Source organism: Pseudolysinimonas sp. (assembly GCF_049651805.1).
Taxonomy (GTDB): Bacteria; Actinomycetota; Actinomycetes; order Actinomycetales; family Microbacteriaceae; genus Pseudolysinimonas_A.
The window spans coordinates 15,477-36,463 of record NZ_JBASCU010000029.1 but is presented as its reverse complement, the minus strand read 5'-3'; the positions used below and the strand labels follow the sequence as shown (position 1 = coordinate 36,463).

Here is a 20,987-nt window from a genome sequence, read left to right as displayed (position 1 = left end):
TTCGTCACGCCCGGGGTGCGCCTGCGCTCGGGTGCCTAGCGTCGTTGACATGACCCTTCTCGACACCGTTTCCGTTCCCACCTCGACCGCCGACGAGCGCGCCGACCGCCTGACCGCCGCGGGTGCCGCGTGGAGTGACCGCATCGCCGCCGACACCGCTTCGGCGTACCTGACGTACACCGTGCACGGCGCCGGCCGCGGTGCCGTCGCGACCGCGATCCGGGCCGGCAAGCACGAGTTCGTCATCGACGAGCCCGCCGCCCTCGCCGGTGACGACGTCGCCGCGAGCCCGGTCGAGTACGCCCTCGCGGCCCTCATCTCCTGCCAGGTCGTCGTCTACCGCCTCTACGCGCAGGCGCTCGGCATCCAGGTCGACGACATCGACATCAAGGCGGAAGGCGACCTGGATGCGCGCCGCCTGTTCGGCATCGACGAGTCGGTGCGCGCCGGCTTCGGAGCGGTGCGCCTCAACATCGCGATCAGCGGCCCAGAGTCGGCCGAGCGCTACGACGAGCTGCGTCAGGCCGTCGACGCCCACTGCCCCGTGCTCGACCTCTTCGAAAACGCCACGCCGGTCACGACCGTCGTCACGAAGGCCTAACGCGAGCGGCGCAGGGCGGCGGCGAGGCCGTCCTGCGCGCCGCGGGTCGGCGCGATGGCGACGAGTCCGCGGTAGGGCTGCACGAGCTTCTCGGAGTCGACCCGGCCGGCGCGGGCGGTCACAGTGCACCGATTGGATCGCGGCCCCGAGCTGGAAGCGGCCCAGCGGCATCCGAACGACACGTGCGGGCGCCCGGGACTGAGCCAGGTCAGCAGCACCGCGAGTCCCCACGCTTCGGGTTCCGACTCCAGAATCTGCTTGGCGAGACGCTGCTCGGGGCTCCCCTGGGAAACTCGTTCACCGCGATGCTGGCCGTTCCCGGCCCGACACTTCTCGCGCCGCTCGGCCTGATGGCGGTGATGGCTGTCATTCGCGACCGTCGTCATCGCGCTCTTCGTGCCCCTTGCCGCGACCCTGTATCTCACCGTGTCGGGCGCGTGGACCTTCGTGGAGCGCACCCTCCTGCGACGCCGCGCCGCGCGCGCGGTGACCTAACTCTGGGAATCGCGGCTGTTCATCGGTGTCTGGTCGACGAACGGTCGGATTTCCGAGAGTTGGGTCGGTGGCTCAGGCGTGCTGCCGCTCGTGTACGCCCTCGGCGACCTCTTCGACGAGCTTCCGGCAGAACGCCGGGAGGTCGTCGGGGGTGCGGCTCGACACCAGACCGTTGTCGACGCACACCTCCTCGTCGACCCAGGTCGCGCCGGCGTTCACCAGGTCGGTGCGCAGGCTCGGGTAGCTGGTGAGGGTGCGACCGTCGACGACATCCGCATCGGTCATGATCCACGCGCCGTGGCAGATGACCGCGACCGGCTTCTTCTGCTCGAAGAAGCCGCGCACGAAGTCGACCGCGTCGTCGTCCATCCGAAGGTGGTCGGCGTTCACGACCCCGCCCGGCAGCACGAGCGCGTCGAAGCTCTCCGCCTGGGAGTCGGCGACGAGCCGGTCGACCGCCTGCTGGTGGCCCTTCTTGCCGAGGAGGCCGCCCGACTTCGGCGACACGAGCACGGGGGTGCCACCGGCTTCGCGCACGGCCTTCCACGGTTCGGTCAGCTCCGAATCCTCGAAACCGTCGGTGAGCAGGAACGCGACGGTCTTTCCATCGACGTTCTTCGTCATGGTTCGTCCTTTCGTCACCTCCACGCTAAGAACCATCCCGCCCAGGTGAACCGGGTTGACAGACCCCGGGTAGCCTGGGAGTCGACGACGAGGGGCCCGACATGGAACGACCACTCGCCGCCCGCTGGGCCGCGACCGTAGGGAACAGGTGGGTTGTCGCCGTCCCCGCGGTCGCCGTTGTCGCCCTCGTTCTCACCTGGGACCGGCAACTCGAGGTCGTCGCGGTTGTTCTGACCGGGGTGCTGCTGATCGGCGCCGTCCTCGCCGCCGTGCATCACGCCGAGGTGGTCGCCCACCGGGTGGGAGAGCCGTTCGGCTCCCTCATCCTCGCGGTCTCGGTCACGGTCATCGAGGTGGCGCTCATCATCACGCTCATGGTGGGCGGTAAGGGCACCGAGACGCTCGCTCGTGACACCGCGTTTGCCGCGGTGATGATCACCCTCAACGGCATCGTCGGCATTTCGCTGTTGCTCGGCGGTCTGCGCCACGGGCTCCCACGCTTCAACGCAGAGGGGGCGGGCGCGGCGCTCGCCGTCGTCGTCACCCTGGTGACCCTCACCCTCGTGTTGCCCAGTTTCACCATCTCCGAGCCGGGCGACCGCTTCTCGGAGGTGCAACTCGCGTTCGTCGCGATTGTCTCTCTGCTGCTCTACGCCGGATTCGTCGCCACCCAGACCCGCGGCCACCGCGACTTCTTCCTTCCGGTCGGCTTCGATGGCAAGACGATCCGGCAGCCCGCTGATGATGCCGACGGCGACGGCCACGCCGACCCGCCGTCGAACCGCGCGACCGCCGTGAGCGGTGCCCTGCTGCTTCTCTCACTCGTCGCCGTCGTCGGACTCGCGAAAGCCGTCTCACCGGCCATCGAGGCAGGAGTGTCGGCGGCCGGCATCCCGCACGCGTTCGTCGGCATCGTGATCGCCAGCCTCGTGCTGCTGCCCGAGGGTCTCGCGGCGTCGAAGGCGGCTCTGCGCAATCGGATGCAAACGAGCCTCAACCTCGGCATCGGCTCGGCGATCGCGTCGATCGGGCTCACCATTCCGGCGATCGCCGTCGCCTCGATCTGGCTACCGGGGCCGCTGACCCTGGGGTTGGGCGACGTTCAGTTGGTGTTGTTCGGCATCACGGTCGTCGTATCGATCCTGACGATCGTGCCGGGGCGTGCGACCCGGCTCGCCGGGGTCGTGCATCTCGTACTGCTGCTCGCGTTCGTGTTCCTCGCGATCTCGCCGTAGCGGCGGCGTTACCCGGCCGGTCAGCCGAACAGGCGACGTTCGAGCTGCTCGATCGGGTCGTACCAGCCTTGCTCGAGGATCCACGCCTGGGCGAGCTTGTCGAGCCCGAGGATGACGGCGATACCGACGAGCACGAGCAACCCCCCGACGATGCGGCGGAGCCAGCCGTCGGGTCGGTTCAGCCAGCCCAGCTTTCGCGCGAGCGCCGACCCGAGCAGCGCGACGAGAAGCAGGGTCGCGGCGAGTCCGACGGCGTAGGCGACGATGTAGACGAGTCCCTCTCCGAGCGACACGGGCAGCACGGTGGCGACGATGAGCGCGTAGGTGGGCGAGCAACCCGAGAAGGTCGGGCCGAGCGCCGCGCCCAGCAGGATATCGCCGCCGATCCCGCCGCGCCGCGACGAGCGGTCGAGGGCGACGCCCGCGCGGTTCTGGATGCCGGTGGCGAGCATCAGGCGTTCCCAGAGCGACGGGAAGACGAGGGTGAGCCCCAAGGCGATGAGGATGACGCCCGCGATGATCTGCCACACCAGTTGCGGCACTCCGAGCAGGGCTGTCGTCGCCTTGAGCAGCAGCGTGAACGCGACCACCGAGATCGCGAGGGATGCCGAGATGACGAGTGGCCGGTACCACTGTCGCGCGGCGACCGTGCCGTCAGCCGACGTGCGGGCGATCGAGCCGCCGATGATCACCGGCAGCAGCGGCAGCACGCAGGGAGCCGCGACAGTGAGCACGCCCGCGACGAACGAGACGATCGTGAGGCCGAGCATTCCGGCCTACAGCATCGCGGCGACGACGGCGTCGAGGTGCGGGTCGTCGTACGCGACGTGCTTCTGCAACTCGGTGCCGTCGGCATCCACTTCGACGAATGTCGTCTGCAAGGTGACGCCGTACTGCTGCCGCAGGTCTTGCCGGCTGTCGTAGTCGACCTTGATGATCGTCAGCCCGTCGGGAACGCCCTGCGCGAGGATGTCGCTCTCGACCGACCGGCACTGCGGGCACCACGGCGCGTGGAAGAACAGCAGCACCCGGCCCTCGGCCCGGGCGATCGCGTCGTCGCTGTAGTCGACATAAGCACCTGCCGTGCTGCTCGGAGCGGACTCTTCTGGAGTGGATTCCTCGGGCGCGGGGGTCTCTTCTGCGGCGGGGGGACCAGACGTCGGAACCGCCTGTCCGTGTCCCGACACTATCGGCGAGGGCGGATCCGGGCGGCGCGACGAAGCGCCCTGTCACCACCCTGTAAGCACCTCGCTCGAGTGCTCAGGGCTCGCGGAACGGGTCGCTCGCCGACGGCGGAGAGCTGGATGCCGCCGCCTTCGCCCGCCGGGGAGCTCGCTGGGTGGGCTGGGCGTCGTTCGGCGGATCCGGCGGAGCGGCCGGGGCGTCCGCCGCGGACTTCGTGCTCGTCGCCGTCGTTCCGGCCCGGCGCGACGGCTTGCGTGCGGGGGCGGCATCCGCGGGTGCCTCGGCCGCCTGCTCCCGCAGCCGCATGAACCGCTGTTGCCCGGCCTCGCGGATCTCGACCTGCTCGTCGTTGGCGCGCACGAAATCCATGAAGCTGCGGAAGCCGAGCGACTTCTCGTTGAACGACGGGTTGAGCCGCTTGATCTGCGACTTCACCGTCGAGGCGTTGAGCCAGTCGTCGTCGTCCTGCTTGCCGCGCGCGAGATCGAGGGCGCGCACGAGCAGCCGGGATGCCGTGGCCGGCGTGAGCGCGACCGGCAGGGAGGTGTCGTCGCCGGACGCGGCGGTCTCCGGCGCCGGAGTCTTCGCCGCAACGGCGGCATCGTCGCGCTGCAGCTCGTCGTACGACTCGAACTCGTCGAGGGCCGCGACGAGTGCGGGGCTCGTCGACCCGGTGACGCCGATGCCGATGACGACCCGGCCGAGTCGCTTGCAGCGCTGCGCGAGCGGGATGTAGTCGGAATCGCCGGCGACGATCACGACGTGGGTGATGTCGGGCAGCCGGAACATGTCGTCGATCACGTCGACGGCGAGGCGGATGTCTGCCCCGTTCTTCGTGCTCGACGCGGGGAAGAGCTGGGTGAGGTCGATCGCGCGGTCGACGAGTTGGCGCTTGTAGGCGGCGTTCGCGGGCACCGACCAGTCGGCGTAGGCGCGGCTCAGGGCGACGGTGCCGAACGACGACGCGTAGTCGAGGATCGCGCCGAAGTCGACGCGGGCCTGCTCGAGTTTGGGCACCGACTTTCCGTCGTTGCGGCGGGCTTCGTCTTTGCGCCACGAGTCACGGCCGTGCAGCTGGTCGTAGCGGGAGATCACCACGTTGTCGAAGTCGATGTAGACGGCGACGCGGGACTCCGTCGATTCCCCGGTCTCGGCCATGGTTCGACCCTAGCTCGCGTCGACCCACAGAGAACCCATAGGAACGAGGGGTCGAATACCAGGGTGACGTCCGCTCTGACCCGCCCCGACGGCTCCCCGGTTCGGGCTCTCGTCGTGGACGACGAAGAGATGCTCGCCGACATGCTCCGCATGGCGTTGCGGTCGGAAGGGTGGGACACCCGGGTCGCCCACGACGGCCAGACCGCGCTGAAGCTCGCGCGCGAGACCCCGCCCGATGTCGTCGTGCTCGACATCATGATGCCCGGCCTCGACGGGCTCAGCGTTCTGCGTCGGCTGCGCGAGGCGGGCAACGACTGTCCGGTACTGCTGCTCACCGCCAAGGATGCGGTCGAGGATCGCGTCGCCGGGCTCACCGCGGGCGGCGACGACTACGTCACCAAGCCGTTCAGCCTCGAAGAGGTGATGGCGCGACTCCGGGGGCTGGTGCGGCGCTCGATGCGCGCGGCGGGCGACGAGGGCCCGATCGTGCGGGTGGGTGACCTCACCCTCGACGAGGAGAGCTACGAGGTGGAGCGCGCGGGGCATCCGATCCAGCTCACCCCGACCGAGTTCGAGCTGTTGCGCTTTCTCATGCGCAACCCCAAGCGCGTACTGAGCCGCGAGCAGATTCTCGACCGGGTCTGGAGCTATGACTTCGGCGGCCGGGCGGCAGTCGTCGAGCTGTACATCTCCTACCTGCGCAAGAAACTGGATGCCCACGGACCGGGCATGATCCACACGGTGCGCGGGGTCGGCTACTCGATCCGCCCGGCCACGCCGTGAAACGTTGGTCGCTCCAGACCCGCCTCGTCGTCGGCATCGTCGGGCTGCTCGCCGTTCTCGCCGTGGCGATCGGCGTCGTCACCGTGGCCGCGTCGCGTGAGCAGTTCGTCGACCGCCTCGACCGCCTCCTGATCGCGGCTTCCGATCGCTCGAGCGCGGCGGTGGATTCCGGCACTCCGGGGCCAGGGTCGATTATCGGCATCCTGCCGGGTCAGGGCGCCGGCGCGGTCGGCATGGTCATCGTCGGTGACCTCTTCTATGCGGGCTACATCGACACCGACGGCTCGGAGCGCAGGCTCGACGCCGATCAGCTGTCCCGGCTGGAGAGGGTGCCCGACGACCGGCAGCCGATGACGGTGCATCTCGGCGACCTCGGCAGCTATCGCGTCGTGTCGACCCTGCTCTCCGACGGGCGCATCGTCGTGAACGGGCTGTCGCTCGCGGAGGCGGATGCGGTGACCTCGAGCCTCATCTACACGATCGCCGCAGTGAGTCTCGCGGCGATCGCCCTCGCCCTTGCCCTGGGCGTCATCGTCGTGCGGGTCGCGTTGCGGCCGCTCGCGCGCGTCGTCGACACGGCATCCCGCGTCTCCGAGCTGCCGCTCGAAGCCGGCGAGGTGTCGATGCCCGATCGCGTTCCCGTCGAAGCGCCCGACACCGAGGTCGGCCGGGTGGGCACGGCCCTCAACCGTCTGCTCGGCAAGGTCGAGACCTCGCTGGCGGCCCGCCACGAGAGCGAACAGAAGCTGCGCCGATTCGTCGCGGATGCCTCACACGAGTTGCGCACGCCCCTTGCGTCGATTCGCGGGTACGCCGAGCTGGGGCAGCGCACCGGACGGTTGCCGGTCGACACGGCACGTTCGCTCGAGCGGATCGAATCGGAATCGGTGCGCATGTCGAACCTGGTCGAGGAGATGCTGTTGCTCGCGAGGCTCGATGCCGGTCGTGACCGACGCGACGACCCGATCGCGCTCGGCGCTCTCCTCGTCGAGGCCGTCGCCGATGCCCACGTCGCCGGACCCGACCACGTGTGGCATCTCGAACTGCCGCCCGACGACATCGAGGTGCGGGGCGACGCCGACCAGCTGCGACAGGCGGTCGGCAACCTGTTGACGAACGCGCGCCTGCACACCCCCCCTGCAACGGTCGTGACGGCGACCCTCGCGGGCGGCGATCATGGCGCGGTCATCTCCGTCGCCGACAACGGACCCGGAATCGACCCCGCGCTGCAACCCCGGCTGTTCGAACGTTTCACCCGCGGTGACGACTCGCGTTCGCGGGCGGCGGGAAGCACCGGTCTCGGACTCTCGATCGTCGCGGCGATCGCGGCGGCGCACGGGGGCGGTGTGACGGTCGCCAGCAGGCCGGGGGCAACGGTCTTCCGCATCGAGCTACCCGACGGCACCCCGTCGAGCTAGCCGCCGAGTTCCCGGCGTCGGGTGCGGGCGATGTCGAGTGCGGCCCTGGCCTTTTCATGAGCACGGCCGGCAGTGTCTCGCTGCCGCTCGAGCGCTTCGGCCTCGCGTTCGGCGGCGGCGAGGGCTCGCCGGGCCCCGCGCAACCGCGCTTCGAGGTCGCCGAACTCGTCGGCCGCCTCGGCGGCATCCTGCTCTGCTCGCGCGACCGCGGCATCCGCCCGGGTGCGCGCGCGACGTAGCTCGGCGTCGCTGTCGTCGATCGCGCGGGGCCGAGGTCGCTCGGGAGCGCGCTTCTGCGCCGCGCGGGAACCGGACTCGGGCACGGCGACAGCCTCGGCGAGGTCGACCGGCTCGAAGCCGATCGTCTGGAGGGGTCGCAGCAGCCGCCCGCTGCGGATGGCGTCGGCGGCTTCCGGGTCGGCGAGGCCCGCATCGAGCGTCGCAGCGACGGCGTCCACGACGCCCGGTGGCACCTTCTGCCCGGCCTCGAGCGCGAGCTGGGTGCCCTCGCGCGCCAGCGCCGTCACGAGAGCGCGCCGTTCCTTCGCGAGCCGGGTGATCTCACCGCGGTCGAGCGCCGCTTGCGCGGCTCGCAGCTCGCTGCCGAGAGCGAGCAGGTCGTCGACCTCGGCGCGCCGGGCTCGGACGAGCAGATTGATCACCCACGCGGCCGGAGCGGGCTTGCGCAGTTCCTTCACTCGTGCGGCGAATGGCTTGTCGCCGGCGAGTTCCTTCCCCCGTGCGGTGCGGTGCGCGATGAAGTCGGCGGGCGGCACGCCGTAGAGGTCGTCCGCGATGTCGGCCAGCCGATCCTCCATGTCGGCCAGTCAAGCACCCGAGCGGCCTAACCTGGGACGATGACGACGGGTCGGGTGATCGTGGTGGGCAGCATCAACCTCGACTTGCTCTACCGCGTGCCCCATCTGCCACGGCCGGGGGAGACCCTGCTGGGCGCCGAGCTGGTGCGGCTGTCGGGCGGCAAGGGCGGCAACCAGGCGCATGCCGCCGCGAAGGTCGCCCCGGCCGAGGTGAGCGTCGCGATGGTCGGCTGCGTGGGTGACGACGATGCGGCGACGATGCTGCGTGGCGACCTGGCGGCGGCGGGGGTCGACGTGTCGGCGGTGCGCAGCGTGGCGGGCCCGTCGGGCACCGCGCTCATCGCCGTCGACGAGCGCGGTGAGAACACCATCGTCGTGATTCCGGGAGCGAACGCCACGTGGCCCTCGGCGGCGGCCACCTCGATCGATCTGCGGCCAGGTGACGTCGTCGTGCTGCAGCTCGAAGTGCCGTTCGCCGTGGTCGAGGCGACGGTGGCGGGCGCGACAGCCGCCGGGGCACGGGTTGCGCTCAATGCGGCTCCCCTCGATCGGCGTGTCCTTCCCCTGCTCGAGCACGTCGACGCGCTCATCGTGAATGAGATCGAGGCCAGAGAGCTGTTCGGCTTCGACGTGGCGCTCGGAGCGGATGACGTGGCCGGGACCGCGGCTGATCTCGACACCGCGCTCGTGGTCACACTCGGTGCACGCGGTGTGCTGTTCGCGCCAGCCCGCGGAGCGGCGATGACTCTGCCGGCGTTCGCCGTCGACGCGATCGACACGGTCGGCGCGGGCGACGCTTTCATCGGCGGATTCGCGGCCGCCTGGGCGGCCGGGGGGAGCCTCGAGACCGCCGTGAGGTGGGGCGCCGCGGCCGGTGCGTTGACCGCCACGGTGTCGGGCGCCCGGCATCCCGATCTCACTCCAGCGGCCGTGCAAGCGCTCGCCGGATCGCTCGGGTAGACCCCCCGGTCTGTGAGTCCCCGCGTCGGGGGACGGATTTTTCAACTCACAGATTTACGTGCCACACTCTCCTCTAGCCGTTCTCACGATCTGATGCGTGGGTCGGTGAGGTGCCCGCCGCCGCATTCCCTGATCCGCCGCGGCGGGCACCGATTTCTCCCGGCACACGCCCGCGCCGACGGGGCGTGACCGATCAGGCGACGCCCACCCACAGCCCGTCGCGGGCGCGGGTCATGCCGACGAAGAGTTCGCGGCGCTGCAGAAGAGCTCGCTCAGCCGACGCGTCGTCGTGGGCGGCCGATTCGCTCTGCACCAGGTAGGGCGGCGTGCGCACGACGAGGACTTCCGCGAACTCGAGACCCTTGGCCCGTTTGATGGTTCCGACCTTCACGGCATCCTTGGGCGTTCCGTCGTAGGCCGCGAGGTCGACGGTGGGGATGCCGGCCTCGGCGAGGGCCTCGGCGGCCTCCGCCGCGTGCCACGAGTAGAGCGCGAGCACCCCGATATCGCCCAGCCGCACGCCGCGACCCGACTCTTCGGCGTCGGCGACGATCCGCCGCACCCGTTCGACGAGCGAGCGGTCGTGCACAGCCCGCGAGGGGAACACCGTGTACACCGGGCGGGCGCCGCGGCGCGGGGTCTCGGCGGCATCCGCCGTCATTGTCGCACCTTCGATGTCGGTCTGCTGATCGCCCCGCACCAGCAACCCCGCGAACTCCGCGATCTCTGTCGTGTTGCGGTAGTTGGTGGTGAGCACGACTGAGCGGCCGGAGATCGACACACCCGCTTCGGCGAGCGTCGAGCCCCCGGGGTAGATCGTCTGCTGGCCGTCGCCGACCAGGTTGAAGCCGTCGGGAACGTCGCCGACGAGCGAGTGCAACATGCGGATCATGACGGGGGAGAGGTCTTGCACCTCATCGACGATGACCGCCCGGTACCTCGTCACGGGCTGTTCGCGCAGCGACGCGTCGGCCTCCAGGATCAGATCGTGCCAGTCGGCGATGCCCCGACGACGCAGCGCGTTCTCGTAGGCCACGAACAGCTCCCATACCGCGGCGCGCTGCTCGACGCTGAGGGGGCGACGGCGGCCGTGGCGGGGCAGGCCCGCGTACTGCTCGAAGCGCGTGAGCCCGCGGCCCTTGAGCACCGCCGACACCTCCTCGTACCAGTAGCGGGCAGCGGGATCGATCGCGCCGAGCGGCCCGTCGAGGCCGTGCCGCCGCCACACCTCGTCGAAGACCCGCGAGGCCAGTTCGGCGTCGACATCGATCTGGGAGCCCCGGGCCGCGAGTAACTCGGCGGCGAAGCCGTGCACGCTGCGGAACTCGACGCGGCCGACGACATCGGGTGCGAGCCGGCGCAACAGCGACTCGAGCACGAGCGGAAGCGTGCGCACGAAGGTCGTGACGAGCACCCGACCGCCGGTGATCCGCGCGAGGTACGCGGCGCGATGCAGCGCGACGACGGTCTTGCCGGTGCCGGCAGCACCGCGGATGCGGGACGGACCGCTGAACGAGCGACGCACGAGGCGGGCCTGTTCCGGATCGAGGAACGCCATCCACTCTTCGATGGGTGCTCGCGCGTAGCCGTCGAGAAGCGCGGCCTGGATCTCGTCGGCGCTCGGCGAGTCGGATGCGGTGAGCGGCTCCACGGAATCAGGAACGGACGCGACGGGGATCGTCAACGGTCCGGTGGTCACCGGTGGGAAGAGGTGCTCCAACAGGTCGCGCACAGCGGCCACACGACGCGGCGAGAGCCGCTGGCCGCGGCGGGCGATCTCGCTCACCGCGGCGGCGTCGCCGAGCAACGTCACCCCGAAGAGTTCGGTGCGGGGCACTGCCAGCCCGGTGAAGGCCATGACGGCGTGCACCTCGCCCGGGGCCAGCCCGATCTCGGCCAGCTCGCCCTGCGTGATCGTGAGCAGGTCGGCGAGACGTTCGACCTCGGGCGTCACGTCGTCGGTGCCGCGCCAGACCCGGCCGTCGGCGATCGTCACCTCACGCCAGGATTTCGCGTCGACCAGCACGACGCCGCCCGGCCCGACCAGTACCAGGTCGACGTTTCCGCGCATCGAACCGGGGCGCCGGCGATCGGCGAGCAGGGTGTACCCGAGTGGCTCGAGCTCGATCAGGGTGCGGGCGAGCCGCTTCTCGCTGTGGGCGGCCGCCCCGAAGCTGCGGGCCATCTGGCGCGCGATCCCGGCGCGACGGGCGTGTTCATCCGCCAACTCGCGTTGCCGTGCGGCCTCCCGCGCGGCGCTATCTCCCGCAGCCAACGATTCCCCCCGGAATCTTCAGGCGCCGAATGCCCCTCTAGCTCTGCGGCGCCTGCACTCAGTGTGCGGCAGCGAGGAATCCCCCGGTATCGCGTCTTCGGGGGTCAGCGCGACTTCACGACCAACCGGGGACGACTTCCGCGAGCACGACCGGCAACCAGAACAGACCGAGCGATCCGACGACGCCGCCGTAGATGGCGTCGTCCACGCTGTTCGACTCGATGACACCGACGACGGCGACGACGATCCACGCCACGAGCGGCGCGGCCGCCGCGACGAGGGCGAGGACCCGAGCGAGGATGCCGACCCGGTTACGGGGGCGCGGTGCCGGGTCGGTCATGAGCAGGAGAGTAGCGCCTCAACCGGCCCCGGATAGTCTCGCTGGGTGGCAACTCCTCACCTTTCTGCCGAGCCCGGTGACTTCGCGCCCGTCGTGCTGATGCCCGGCGACCCGCGTCGCGCGCGGCGCATCGCCGACGAGCTGTTCGACGACGCCCGCCCGGTGACCGAGGTACGCGGCATCCTCGGCTTCACCGGGACACATGAGGGTCACGCGATCTCGGTGCTCGCCTCCGGGATGGGCGGACCGTCGATCGCGATCTACGCGACCGAACTCGCGCGTTTCTACGGGGTGCGTCGCATCGTGCGGGTCGGGACTGCCGGCGGGCTGCAGGCCGATCTGGCCCTCGGATCTGTCGTCGCGGCCTCGGCGGCGCATACCGATTCCGCCATGACGTCGCGCTGGGTTCCCGGAGTCTCGCTCTCCGTAGCCCCGTCGTTCGCGCTACTGGCGGCCGCGGTGGCAGCGGCGACCCGGGATGCCGTGGCACTGCGGGTCGGGCCGGTGTTCTCCAGCGACACCTTCTATGCCGATGACTCCGGCGTGACCGAGAAACTCGGTGCTCTCGGCACCCTCGCGGTCGAGATGGAGGCGGCGACGCTCTACGCGGTCGGAGCTCGGGAGGGCGTCGAGACGCTCGCGCTGGTCACCATCACCGACGATCTCACCAGCGGGGCGCACCTGTCATCGGACGAGCGCGAGACCGGATTCGGCGTCGCCGCCCGCCTCGCCATCGCGGCGGGGCTCGCGGCATGACCGCGATCGACTGGACGGCGTTCACCGCCCCGGTGACGGCACCGCGACGCGACTCCGACCCGAACATCCTGGGCGCGATCTTCCGCAACGGCAGCAGCCGCGCCGCCTCCCGCACCTGCTGCTCGACTCCCTGCAGAACAACATGTTCGGCTTGACCGGGGTCGCCGGGCTGTTCGCGCGCGACCAGGTGCTGTCGCTCGAGGGTGACTTCGACCGGTACTTCACGCCGTACTGCCCGAAGCAGTACGAGCGCGACGCCCTCTCCGTGTTCACGCCCGACCTGATGGCGCTCTGCATCGACGAGGCCGCCCCGTTCGACATCGAGATCGGTTTCCGGTCGCGGTGATCGTCGCACTCGCCGTCGTTCTCGCCGGGCCGCTGTGGTTCGGCGTCACCATGTTCGTGGTGGCAGCCGTATCCGTGGCCGTCGGCGGGTAGCGTCGACGGGTGACCACTTCACGCATCGACACCCTCGTCATCCTCGGCGCGGGGGGTGACCTCGCCTCGCGGCTGCTCTTGCCCGGCCTGGCATCGCTGCTCGCGTCGAGCCGCGGTAGCAACATCCAGCTCATCGGAGTCGACCGGGATCCACTGACCGCCGCCGCCTGGGGGCGTCGGATCGGCACGGCCTTCGCCGGCGTCGAATCCCAACTCTCCGACCGGGTGCGTGACTCGTCGCTGTACCTGCAGGCCGACGTCACCGACGCGGAGGCTCTGGCCCGGGTCTTCGCGGCCGCGAAGGGTCGCATCGCCCTGTACTTCGCCCTGCCCCCCGCAGTGACCGTGCTCGCCTGCCGCACCCTCGCGACGATGCCGATTCCCGACGGCACCGTGCTCGCCGTCGAGAAGCCCTTCGGTACCGACTTCGAGTCCGCCCGCGCGCTCAACCGGCTGCTGCAGACCCTCGTGCCCGAGGAACAGGTGTTCCGGGTCGATCACTTCCTCGGCAAGTCGACCGTCATCAACCTGCTCGGCCTGCGCTTCGCGAACCGCATCTTCGAGCCGCTGCTCTCGGCGCAGAACGTCGCGCACGTCGAGATCAACTTCGAAGAGGAGCTCGCCCTCGAGGGCCGCGCCGGCTACTACGACAGGGCAGGCGCCCTGGTCGACATGATCCAGAGCCACCTATTGCTCGTGCTCGCCCTCGCCACGATGGAACCGCCGGCGACGGTCGCCTCCGAAGACCTGCGGGGCTCGATGGCTCAAGTGTTGCGGGCCACCCGCGCGTGGAAGAAGGACGGCACCGAGAGCCGACGGGCGCGCTACACGGCGGGCAAGATCGGTCGGCGCAAGCTGCCCGCGTACACCAACGAAGCCGGGGTCGACCGCGTCCGAGGCACCGAGACGCTCGCCGAGATGACGGTCGCGGTCGACAACTGGCGGTGGGCCGGCGTGCCCTTCGTGCTGCGATCCGGCAAGGCGATCGGCGAGCCGCGGCAGGAGATCGTGTTCACCTTCCGGGACGTGCCGCACCTGCCCACCGGATTCCACGGGCCGAGCCGCCAGGCGCAGCTGCGCATCGGCCTCCAACCCGCCACGATGTCGCTCGACCTCGTCACCAACGGCCGCGACGACCCGTTCGACCTGGAGTGCGACACGCTGGATGCCGAGTTCGGCCCGAGCGAACTCAGCGCCTACGGCGAGGTGCTCGCCGAACTGCTCGACGGCGACCCGACCCTGTCGGTGCGCGGCGACATCGCCGAAGAGTGCTGGCGCATCGTCGAGCCGGTGCTCGCCGCCTGGCGCGCCGACCGCGTTCCCCTCGACGCCTACCCGGCGGGATCCCGCGGCCCGCGCAGCTGGCACTGACGCCAGGCTGCCCGTCACCTGCGCTCAGGCAACTGGATGACAGTGAACAGGGTGCCGAGCGGATCGGTTGCGTGCACGATGCGACCGTACGGCGTGTCGACGGGGTGGTCGAGGAGCGCGCCGCCGAGCTCGCGGATGCGCGCTGCGCTCGCGTCGGCGTCCGCGACGGCGAAGTACGGCATCCACGCCGACTCGTCGTCGAGGTCGTCGTCGGTCGCATCGTAGATGCCGACGCATGCGGCGCCGGGTTCGCCGTGCACCACCATGCGGAACTCGTCGGAGTCGCCCATCGACACCGGCTGCCAACCCGCGACGGAGCGATAAAACGGCACCGCGGCCGGGAAGTCGAGGGTGTGCAGCTCGAACCAGGTGGGCGCTCCTGGGGCGTTCTCGGCCTCGAACCCCGGATGCGTTCCCGGCTGCCAGAATCCGATCCGAGCCCCGCCGGGGTCGGTCGCGATCACCAGAACTCCGAGGTCGCCGGCCGGTGATGGCCCCCTCTCGACCCGACCGCCGTTCGCGACGACCGCAGCGGCCGCGGCCCCGGCATCCGGCACTTTGAGGTAGACGATCCACCCGTCGTCGGGCATCGGCACGAGCCGGGCGACGAAGTCGCGCTTGAGGCGCAGTGTTGCCGCACCGTCGAGCGAGTCGGGCGGATCGGCTTTCCAGCCGAGCAGGCCGCCGTAGAAGGCGAGCGAGCGCTCCGGGTCGCTGGATGCCAGCTCGAGCCAGATCGGCTCGCCCACGATCCGATCGACGGCGGCGCTCATCGCTTCAGTCTGCGCGATGCTCGCCTCCTTGTGAACCAGGTCAGCCGGCCGAGAACCGCCGCAGATACTCCCGGGTCGCCGCCTCTCGGGGGTTCGCGAACAACTCGCGCGCCGGACCCTGCTCGACGATGACGCCGCCGTCGAGAAAGAGCACGCGGTGTGCGACATCGCGGGCGAACGCCATCTCGTGGGTCGCCATCAGGATGGTCGTGCCTTCCGCTGCGAGTTCGCGTACGAGTTCGAGCACGTCGCCGACGAGCAGCGGGTCGAGAGCCGAGGTGATCTCGTCGAGCAGCAGCACCTCCGGATCGGTGTGCAGGGCGCGCACGATCGCGGCGCGTTGTTGTTGCCCGCCGGAGAGGCGGTCGGGATGCTCCCGCGCTTTCGCCGCAAGGCCGATGCGGTCGAGCAGTTCGATGCCGCGCGCCTCGGCTTCGGCCCGCGGCATCCCGTGCACCTTGCGGGCGGCGAGGGTCACGTTGTCGAGCACCGAGAGGTGCGGGAACAGGTTGAAGTGCTGGAACACCACCCCGAAACGGGCGCGCACCCGGTCGACGTCGACGCGCGGGTCGCTGATGTCGTCGCCGCGCAGCAGGATGCGGCCGTCGTCGATCGGTTCGAGCAGGTTGATCGTGCGCAGCAGCGTCGACTTGCCCGACCCCGACGGGCCGATGAGCGCGACGACCTCGTGATCGGCGAGTTCGAGATCGATCCCCCGCAGCACCGCGGCGGCGCCGAAGGACTTGCGCAGTCCCTCGACCTGCAGAACGGGCGCGCTCACACGATCGCCCCCATCTGTTCGCGCGTGCGCAGCCGCGCGGTGATCCAGTCGGTGAACCGGATCGTCGGGATCGCCAGCAGCACGAACAGCACGGCCGCGACGATGTAGGGCGTGAACTCGGCGAACTTCGCCGTCTCGATCTGCGCGGCGCGCACGGCGTCGACGGCCCCGAGGATCGACACCAGGCCGACATCCTTCTGCATCGCCACGAAGTCGTTCATGAGCGGCGGGGCCTGGCGGCGGATCGCCTGCGGCAGCACCACGAGCCGCAGCGTCTGTCCGTGACTCAGGCCGAGGGCGCGCGCCCCCATCCACTGCGACGGGTGCACGCCGTCGATCCCCGCACGGATCACCTCGGAGACGTACGCCGAATAGGTGATGACGAGCGCGACGGTGCCGAGCACCAGTTTGTCGATGCGAAGGTCGAGGAGTCCGGGGATGCCGAACCCGACGAGGTACAGCACGATGATGAGCGGGATGCCGCGGAAGACATCCGTATAGGCGGTTGCGAGCGCGCGCAGCGGGAAGAAAACCGCGCCGCGGAGGGTGCGCAGGAACGCGAGCAGGGTGCCGAACAGCGCGACGCCGACGACGGCGAACGCCAGGATCTGCAGGTTGACAAGAAACCCCGCGGCGACGCGCGGCAGGGCCGCCATCGCGGTCTCGGGGTCGAAGAAGCTCTCCTGCACCCGCGCCCAGCCGGGGGTGTTGACGACGAACACCCAGACCAGCACCGCGAACACGACGGTGCTTGCCGCGCCGATGAGGATCGACCGGGTCGACTGCCGACGACGGAAGGCCCGCCGATCGAGCTCGATCGAGCTCGGAGGCGGGCCTTCCGGGTAACGGGTCACCGTATGAAGTTACTGGAGCCGAACTACTGCAGCTCGGGCACTCCCTGGTCGGCGCCGAGCCATTCGTCGATCAGGGCCTCGAGCGTGCCGTTCTCACGCAGGGCCTCGATCGCCGCCGACACCGCGTCGGTGAGCGGGCTGTCTTTCGCGAGCAGCACGCCCCACTCGTCGGTCGCGCCCTCGATCTCGGGCAGCGAGCCGACGATCAGGCCACCGTCGAGTTCGACGCCGGTGATGTAGAACGCGGTCGGCACGTCCACGACGATCGCGTCGACCTGGCCGCTCTCGAGCGCGAGCTTCGCGTCGTCGTTGTTGTTGAACACCTGCGCGCCGGCGGTGGGCTGGATGACCTGCTCGACCGCAGCCAGGCTCGTCGTGCCGGTGGCGGCGCCGATCAACAGCCCCTGCAGATCGGCGATCGAGGTGGCATCGGCGGCGGCCGAGCCTTCGATCGTGATGACCGCCTGGTCGGCCGCGTAGTAGGGCGACGAGAAGTCGACAGACTCTTCGCGCTCCGGTGTGATCGTGTACTGCTGGATGTTGAAGTCGAACGACTTCGGGCCGGGGGCGATGGCCTCGTCGAAGCCGGTGCGCACCCAGACGACATCTTCGTCGGCGAAGCCGAGCTCCTCGGCGATCGCGTACGCGACGGCGGCTTCGAAGCCTTCGCCCGACTCGGGGGCGTCGTCGATCACGTACGGGTAGTAGGCGGGCTCGCCGGTGGCGATCGTGAGCTTGCCGTCGGTGACGTAGTCGCCTCCGGCGCCGGGCTCGGCAGCGGTCTGGCAGCCGGCGAGGCCGAGGCCGAGGGCGAGCACGCCGGCGGCGGCCGCCAATCGGGTGAGGGTGCGGGACATGGGGCCTCCAAAAGGGAAAGGTGCTGGGTCACCATTCTGCCGCCGCGCCGCCACGCGCGGCGCGACGTGTCGATTCGTGACGCGGCTACGCTGTTCGAGTGCTGGCGATCGTGCGGAGTCCGATCCTCCTCTGGGCCGGCTTCGTGGTCGCCCACCTGTGGCTCGGGATGCTCGCCCTCTACGCGCCGGGGCAGCCGATCGGCGACGTGACAACCGTCTACAAGTTCTGGATCGTCGACTACGCCTTCGAAGGCTACGGGTGGGTGGGCATCGACACGGTGTGGGTCTATCCGATCCTGGCGATCGTGCCGATGATCGCCGCCGCGGCGCTCGGCCCCGACCTCTACGCCAGCACCTGGCTGAGCCTCGTGATGCTGGCGAACGCGATCGTGTTCGCCGTCATCCTGACCATGGGCCGCCGATTCGGGGTCTCGCACGCCGGCTGGTGGTGGCTCGGCTTTCTCGTCGCGCTCGGCCCCGTCGCGCTCGGCCGCATCGACTCGATCACGGTGCCGCTCGCGCTGCTCGGAATGCTGCTGGTCGTCACGCGCCCCATGCTCGGCGGGGTGCTGCTGACCATCGCCGCCTGGACCAAGGCGTGGCCGGCGGCGCTGGTCGCCGCCGCCATCATCACTCTCCGCGACCGCGGCCGCGTCGTCGTCGGCGCCGCCGCGACGACGGCGATCGTGTTGGTCGTGACGCTGGCGCTGGGGGCGGGAGCGAACGTCTTCAGTTTCATCACCCAGCAGACCGGGCGGGGGCTGCAGATCGAGTCGGTGATCGCGACTCCGTGGATGTGGGACGCCACCCTCGGCGCGGGGCACAGTCGCGTCTACTACGACACGGCGATTCTCACCTTCCAGCTGCGCGGCGACGGGGTGCAGGGCGTGGCAGCCGTCGCGACTCCGCTCCTCGCCCTCGCCGCGTTGTTGCTGCTCGCACTCGGGGTGCTCGCCACTCGACGGGGGCGCACGACCGGGGAGGTGCTGCCGCCCCTGGTTCTGGCACTCACCCTTGCGATGATCATCTTCAACAAGGTGGGCTCGCCGCAGTTCGCCACCTGGCTCGCCGTGCCGATCGTGTTCGGGTTGCTGACCGCCGCCTCAGGCGCCGGGCGCTCCTTCCGGGTGCCGGCCGTGTTCGGCGTCGGCATCGCCGCGCTCACTCAGTCGTTCTACCCGTACCTGTATCACGAGCTGCTCGGCGTGCCGAAGCTCGCGATGGTGGTCATGCTCACCGGCCGCAATCTGCTGTACGTCGTCCTGTTCGTCTGGGCTGTTGTCGCTCTCATCGCGGTCGCCCGCCGGCCGTCGGCGAACGCCCTCGGCGACGTCGACGTCTCGGCGTTAGATTGGATGCACGCTCGACGCTGAGCCGCACAGCTCTCGATCGATCGGCCTCGCATGACCTCTCTGACCCCGGCGCGGGTGCGCCTGGCGCTCCTCGCCCTCGCGCTCGGCGGCTTCGGCATCGGGGCGGCCGAGTTCGCGGCCATGGGCGTGCTGCCCGAAATCGCCCGGGATCTACTGCCCGACCTCGCGCTCAGCGATCCTGAAGAGGCGATCGCACGCGCCGGCATCCTCATCTCCGCGTACGCCGCAGGGGTCGTCGTCGGCGCTCCGACCATCGCCGTGGTCGCCGCCCGTCTTCCCCGCAAGGGCCTGTTGATCGCGCTGGTCGTGGCGTTCACGGTCGGCAGCTTCGCCTCCGCCCTTGCGCCGACGTTCGAACTCGTCGTCGCGGCACGGTTCCTCGCGGCGTTGCCGCACGGCGCGTACTTCGGAATCGCCTCCCTCGTCGCCGCGTCTCTGATGGGGCCGGGCAAACGCGGGCAGGGTATCGCCCTCGTACTCTCGGGCCTCACGATCGCCAACGTCATCGGCGTTCCCGCGATCACCTTCCTCGGGCAGAACGCCGGATGGCGTGCTTCGTACATCGCCGTGGCGGTGATCTTCGCGCTGACGATGATCGCGATCATGCTCGTCGTGCCGAGGCAGCCTGGTGACCCGCAGGCGACGGCACGGCGTGAACTCGGGGGATTCTCGCGGCCCGCGGTCTGGCTCGCACTGCTCACCGGCGCGCTCGGATTCGGCGGGCTCTTCGCCGTCTACACCTACGTCGCGCCGCTCGCCACCGAGGTGACGATGCTGCCCGCCGCCGTCGTGCCGATCGCCCTCGTCGCGGTGGGCCTCGGTATGACCCTCGGAAACCTCTACGGCGGCCGGCTCGCCGACTGCGGAGCGTTGCGTGCCATCTTCATCTGCTTCGGACTGCTCGTCGCCGCCCTTCTCGGGCTGGCCCTCACCGCGTCGACGATCCCGGGCCTGTTCGCCGGGCTGTTCGCGGTCGGCTTCGCGGCCGCGGCGATCTCGCCCGCCATCCAGACGCGGCTGATGGATGTCGCCGGCGACTCTCAGACACTCGCGGCAGCCGCCAACCATTCGGCGCTCAACATCGGCAACAGCCTGGGGGCACTGCTCGGCGGTGCCGTGATCGCGGCCGGATTCGGCTACGTCGCGCCCACCTGGGTGGGGCTCGCGCTGTGCCTGCCCGGCATCCTGCTCGCCGTTCTCGGCGGCCTCGTCACGCGGTCAGAACGAGCCGGTCGGGTTGTCCTGAATGAGGATGCCGTCCTGGATCGCGCGCTTTCGTAGCGCCACCTTGGTGCCGACATCGATGCCCGCGACCCGATACTTCTCGCGGATGCGCTTGAGGTAGCTCTTCGCGGTCTCCTCAGAGATGCCGAGCTGGTAGGCGACGGCCTTGACCGGTTCGCCACCGCCGTAGAGGGCCATGACCCGGCGTTCCTGTGCCGACAACTTCGGGGCACCGCCGATATCGGCGGCGTTGATCGCGAGGTCGAGCTCGGCCGAGATGAAGCTCTCGCCCTTCGCCGCCGCGCGAATCGCCTCGATGATCATGTCGACCGGCTCGCTCTTCACCAGATACCCGAGCGCGCCCGCGCCCAGCGCCTCGCGCACCACGTTGGGCTCCGAGTAGGTGCTCATCAGCACCGTGCGCACGCCCGTCGTCTTGAGGGTCGAGATCTTGAGGGCGACCGGCAGGTTGTCTTTCAGATCGAGGTCGAGCAGCACCACATCCACCGGGAACTCGGGGTGGGTCAGCAGCTCGGGCCAGGTCGGAACGGCGGCCACGACGTCGATGTCGTCGGCGGTGCTGCGGATCCATTCGGTGAGTGCGCCGAGAATCATGCGGTGATCGTCGACCAACGCGACGCGGATGAGGGCGGCCACGGGTGTTCCTT

General features: G+C 70.1%; 24 protein-coding genes. 11 read left to right on the top strand and 13 right to left on the bottom strand.

Annotation, left to right across the window (positions count from 1 at the left end; genetic code table 11):
• The first annotated feature begins 49 nt into the window (after positions 1-49).
• Complete coding sequence (locus WBL06_RS06995) at positions 50-601, top strand: OsmC family protein (RefSeq protein ID WP_424455265.1); 552 nt, start codon at positions 50-52, stop codon at positions 599-601.
• Here WBL06_RS06995 and WBL06_RS06990 read toward each other — a convergent pair.
• Positions 598-723: a hypothetical protein gene (locus WBL06_RS06990; protein ID WP_424455264.1), complete on the bottom strand. Its 126-nt coding sequence runs from the start codon at positions 721-723 to the stop codon at positions 598-600. The two genes, WBL06_RS06995 and WBL06_RS06990, sit on opposite strands and share 4 nt — an antisense overlap.
• Before the next feature lie 445 nt (positions 724-1,168).
• Positions 1,169-1,720, bottom strand: coding sequence for a type 1 glutamine amidotransferase domain-containing protein (locus tag WBL06_RS06985; protein ID WP_424455263.1), 552 nt, complete (start codon positions 1,718-1,720; stop codon positions 1,169-1,171).
• 101 nt (positions 1,721-1,821) lie between these two features.
• Between WBL06_RS06985 and WBL06_RS06980 the strand changes: the two genes are divergently transcribed.
• Positions 1,822-2,955 (top strand): calcium:proton antiporter, encoded by a 1,134-nt coding sequence (locus WBL06_RS06980; RefSeq protein ID WP_424455262.1) that lies wholly within the window; start codon positions 1,822-1,824, stop codon positions 2,953-2,955.
• Between the two features lie 20 nt (positions 2,956-2,975).
• Here the strand turns inward: WBL06_RS06980 and WBL06_RS06975 are convergent, their stop codons facing one another.
• The 3 genes from WBL06_RS06975 to WBL06_RS06965 form a co-directional block, all read right to left on the bottom strand.
• Positions 2,976-3,725 carry a cytochrome c biogenesis CcdA family protein gene (locus tag WBL06_RS06975; protein WP_424455261.1) on the bottom strand — a complete coding sequence of 250 codons (750 nt, stop codon included), beginning with the start codon at positions 3,723-3,725 and terminating at the stop codon, positions 2,976-2,978.
• 6 nt (positions 3,726-3,731) lie between these two features.
• On the bottom strand, positions 3,732-4,142 hold the full coding sequence (locus tag WBL06_RS06970; protein ID WP_424455260.1) for a thioredoxin family protein: 411 nt from the start codon (positions 4,140-4,142) through the stop codon (positions 3,732-3,734).
• Positions 4,143-4,215: 73 nt separating this feature from the next.
• Positions 4,216-5,298, bottom strand: coding sequence for an NYN domain-containing protein (locus tag WBL06_RS06965; protein WP_424455259.1), 1,083 nt, complete (start codon positions 5,296-5,298; stop codon positions 4,216-4,218).
• A gap of 63 nt (positions 5,299-5,361) precedes the next feature.
• On the opposite strand from WBL06_RS06965, the gene WBL06_RS06960 reads away from it, so the two are divergent.
• Both WBL06_RS06960 and WBL06_RS06955 read left to right on the top strand, forming a co-directional pair.
• Positions 5,362-6,081: a response regulator transcription factor gene (locus tag WBL06_RS06960; protein ID WP_424455258.1), complete on the top strand. Its 720-nt coding sequence runs from the start codon at positions 5,362-5,364 to the stop codon at positions 6,079-6,081.
• Positions 6,078-7,499 (top strand): sensor histidine kinase, encoded by a 1,422-nt coding sequence (locus WBL06_RS06955; protein ID WP_424455257.1) that lies wholly within the window; start codon positions 6,078-6,080, stop codon positions 7,497-7,499. Before WBL06_RS06960 ends, WBL06_RS06955 begins: the two co-directional genes overlap by 4 nt.
• Here WBL06_RS06955 and WBL06_RS06950 read toward each other — a convergent pair.
• A complete protein-coding gene (locus tag WBL06_RS06950) occupies positions 7,496-8,317 on the bottom strand; it encodes a hypothetical protein (RefSeq protein ID WP_424455256.1) in 822 nt (273 codons plus the stop codon). The genes WBL06_RS06955 and WBL06_RS06950 overlap by 4 nt on opposite strands.
• 39 nt (positions 8,318-8,356) lie before the next feature.
• Between WBL06_RS06950 and WBL06_RS06945 the strand changes: the two genes are divergently transcribed.
• Positions 8,357-9,277, top strand: coding sequence for a ribokinase (locus WBL06_RS06945; protein WP_424455255.1), 921 nt, complete (start codon positions 8,357-8,359; stop codon positions 9,275-9,277).
• A gap of 193 nt (positions 9,278-9,470) precedes the next feature.
• Here the strand turns inward: WBL06_RS06945 and WBL06_RS06940 are convergent, their stop codons facing one another.
• Entirely contained in the window at positions 9,471-11,552 is a 2,082-nt protein-coding gene (locus tag WBL06_RS06940) for a UvrD-helicase domain-containing protein (protein ID WP_424455254.1), read from the bottom strand.
• Between the two features lie 115 nt (positions 11,553-11,667).
• Positions 11,668-11,892, bottom strand: coding sequence for a hypothetical protein (locus WBL06_RS06935; protein WP_424455253.1), 225 nt, complete (start codon positions 11,890-11,892; stop codon positions 11,668-11,670).
• 45 nt (positions 11,893-11,937) lie between these two features.
• Here WBL06_RS06935 and WBL06_RS06930 point away from each other — a divergent pair, with 45 nt between their 5' ends.
• The 4 genes from WBL06_RS06930 (at position 11,938) to WBL06_RS06915 (ending at position 14,457) form a co-directional block, all read left to right on the top strand.
• Positions 11,938-12,648: a DeoD-type purine-nucleoside phosphorylase gene (locus WBL06_RS06930; RefSeq protein ID WP_424455252.1), complete on the top strand. Its 711-nt coding sequence runs from the start codon at positions 11,938-11,940 to the stop codon at positions 12,646-12,648.
• On the top strand, positions 12,645-12,803 hold the full coding sequence (locus WBL06_RS06925) for a hypothetical protein (RefSeq protein ID WP_424455251.1): 159 nt from the start codon (positions 12,645-12,647) through the stop codon (positions 12,801-12,803). Before WBL06_RS06930 ends, WBL06_RS06925 begins: the two co-directional genes overlap by 4 nt.
• The gene (locus WBL06_RS06920; protein ID WP_424455250.1) at positions 12,800-12,994 is read left to right on the top strand and encodes a hypothetical protein; all 195 of its coding nucleotides are present in this window, start codon (positions 12,800-12,802) and stop codon (positions 12,992-12,994) included. Before WBL06_RS06925 ends, WBL06_RS06920 begins: the two co-directional genes overlap by 4 nt.
• A gap of 101 nt (positions 12,995-13,095) precedes the next feature.
• Positions 13,096-14,457 carry a glucose-6-phosphate dehydrogenase gene (locus tag WBL06_RS06915; protein ID WP_424455249.1) on the top strand — a complete coding sequence of 454 codons (1,362 nt, stop codon included), beginning with the start codon at positions 13,096-13,098 and terminating at the stop codon, positions 14,455-14,457.
• A 14-nt stretch (positions 14,458-14,471) separates the two neighbouring features.
• Here the strand turns inward: WBL06_RS06915 and WBL06_RS06910 are convergent, their stop codons facing one another.
• The 4 genes from WBL06_RS06910 to WBL06_RS06895 are packed head-to-tail and all read right to left on the bottom strand — an operon-like array spanning position 14,472 to position 17,722.
• Positions 14,472-15,230 (bottom strand): VOC family protein, encoded by a 759-nt coding sequence (locus tag WBL06_RS06910; RefSeq protein WP_424455248.1) that lies wholly within the window; start codon positions 15,228-15,230, stop codon positions 14,472-14,474.
• A 40-nt stretch (positions 15,231-15,270) separates the two neighbouring features.
• On the bottom strand, positions 15,271-16,011 hold the full coding sequence (locus tag WBL06_RS06905; protein ID WP_424455247.1) for an amino acid ABC transporter ATP-binding protein: 741 nt from the start codon (positions 16,009-16,011) through the stop codon (positions 15,271-15,273).
• Complete coding sequence (locus WBL06_RS06900; RefSeq protein ID WP_424455246.1) at positions 16,008-16,865, bottom strand: amino acid ABC transporter permease; 858 nt, start codon at positions 16,863-16,865, stop codon at positions 16,008-16,010. Before WBL06_RS06900 ends, WBL06_RS06905 begins: the two co-directional genes overlap by 4 nt.
• Positions 16,866-16,888: 23 nt before the next feature.
• Positions 16,889-17,722, bottom strand: coding sequence for an ABC transporter substrate-binding protein (locus tag WBL06_RS06895; protein ID WP_424455245.1), 834 nt, complete (start codon positions 17,720-17,722; stop codon positions 16,889-16,891).
• A 98-nt stretch (positions 17,723-17,820) separates the two neighbouring features.
• On the opposite strand from WBL06_RS06895, the gene WBL06_RS06890 reads away from it, so the two are divergent.
• Both WBL06_RS06890 and WBL06_RS06885 read left to right on the top strand, forming a co-directional pair.
• Positions 17,821-19,095: a glycosyltransferase 87 family protein gene (locus tag WBL06_RS06890; protein ID WP_424455244.1), complete on the top strand. Its 1,275-nt coding sequence runs from the start codon at positions 17,821-17,823 to the stop codon at positions 19,093-19,095.
• 30 nt (positions 19,096-19,125) lie between these two features.
• Positions 19,126-20,376, top strand: coding sequence for an MFS transporter (locus tag WBL06_RS06885; RefSeq protein WP_424455243.1), 1,251 nt, complete (start codon positions 19,126-19,128; stop codon positions 20,374-20,376).
• Here WBL06_RS06885 and WBL06_RS06880 read toward each other — a convergent pair.
• Positions 20,314-20,976: a response regulator gene (locus tag WBL06_RS06880; RefSeq protein WP_424455242.1), complete on the bottom strand. Its 663-nt coding sequence runs from the start codon at positions 20,974-20,976 to the stop codon at positions 20,314-20,316. The genes WBL06_RS06885 and WBL06_RS06880 overlap by 63 nt on opposite strands.
• Between the last annotated feature and the right edge of the window lie 11 nt (positions 20,977-20,987).

What these genes read in the sequence shown, in the direction of transcription:
- WBL06_RS06995 (WP_424455265.1), top strand. Translation starts at nt 50, where the DNA reads ATGACCCTTCTCGACACCGTTTCCGTTCCCACCTCGACCGCCGACGAG.
- WBL06_RS06985 (WP_424455263.1), bottom strand. Translation starts at nt 1,720, where the DNA reads ATGACGAAGAACGTCGATGGAAAGACCGTCGCGTTCCTGCTCACCGAC.
- WBL06_RS06980 (WP_424455262.1), top strand. Translation starts at nt 1,822, where the DNA reads ATGGAACGACCACTCGCCGCCCGCTGGGCCGCGACCGTAGGGAACAGG.
- WBL06_RS06975 (WP_424455261.1), bottom strand. Translation starts at nt 3,725, where the DNA reads ATGCTCGGCCTCACGATCGTCTCGTTCGTCGCGGGCGTGCTCACTGTC.
- WBL06_RS06965 (WP_424455259.1), bottom strand. Translation starts at nt 5,298, where the DNA reads ATGGCCGAGACCGGGGAATCGACGGAGTCCCGCGTCGCCGTCTACATC.
- WBL06_RS06950 (WP_424455256.1), bottom strand. Translation starts at nt 8,317, where the DNA reads ATGGAGGATCGGCTGGCCGACATCGCGGACGACCTCTACGGCGTGCCG.
- WBL06_RS06945 (WP_424455255.1), top strand. Translation starts at nt 8,357, where the DNA reads ATGACGACGGGTCGGGTGATCGTGGTGGGCAGCATCAACCTCGACTTG.
- WBL06_RS06935 (WP_424455253.1), bottom strand. Translation starts at nt 11,892, where the DNA reads ATGACCGACCCGGCACCGCGCCCCCGTAACCGGGTCGGCATCCTCGCT.
- WBL06_RS06925 (WP_424455251.1), top strand. Translation starts at nt 12,645, where the DNA reads ATGACCGCGATCGACTGGACGGCGTTCACCGCCCCGGTGACGGCACCG.
- WBL06_RS06910 (WP_424455248.1), bottom strand. Translation starts at nt 15,230, where the DNA reads ATGAGCGCCGCCGTCGATCGGATCGTGGGCGAGCCGATCTGGCTCGAG.
- WBL06_RS06895 (WP_424455245.1), bottom strand. Translation starts at nt 17,722, where the DNA reads ATGTCCCGCACCCTCACCCGATTGGCGGCCGCCGCCGGCGTGCTCGCC.
- WBL06_RS06885 (WP_424455243.1), top strand. Translation starts at nt 19,126, where the DNA reads ATGACCTCTCTGACCCCGGCGCGGGTGCGCCTGGCGCTCCTCGCCCTC.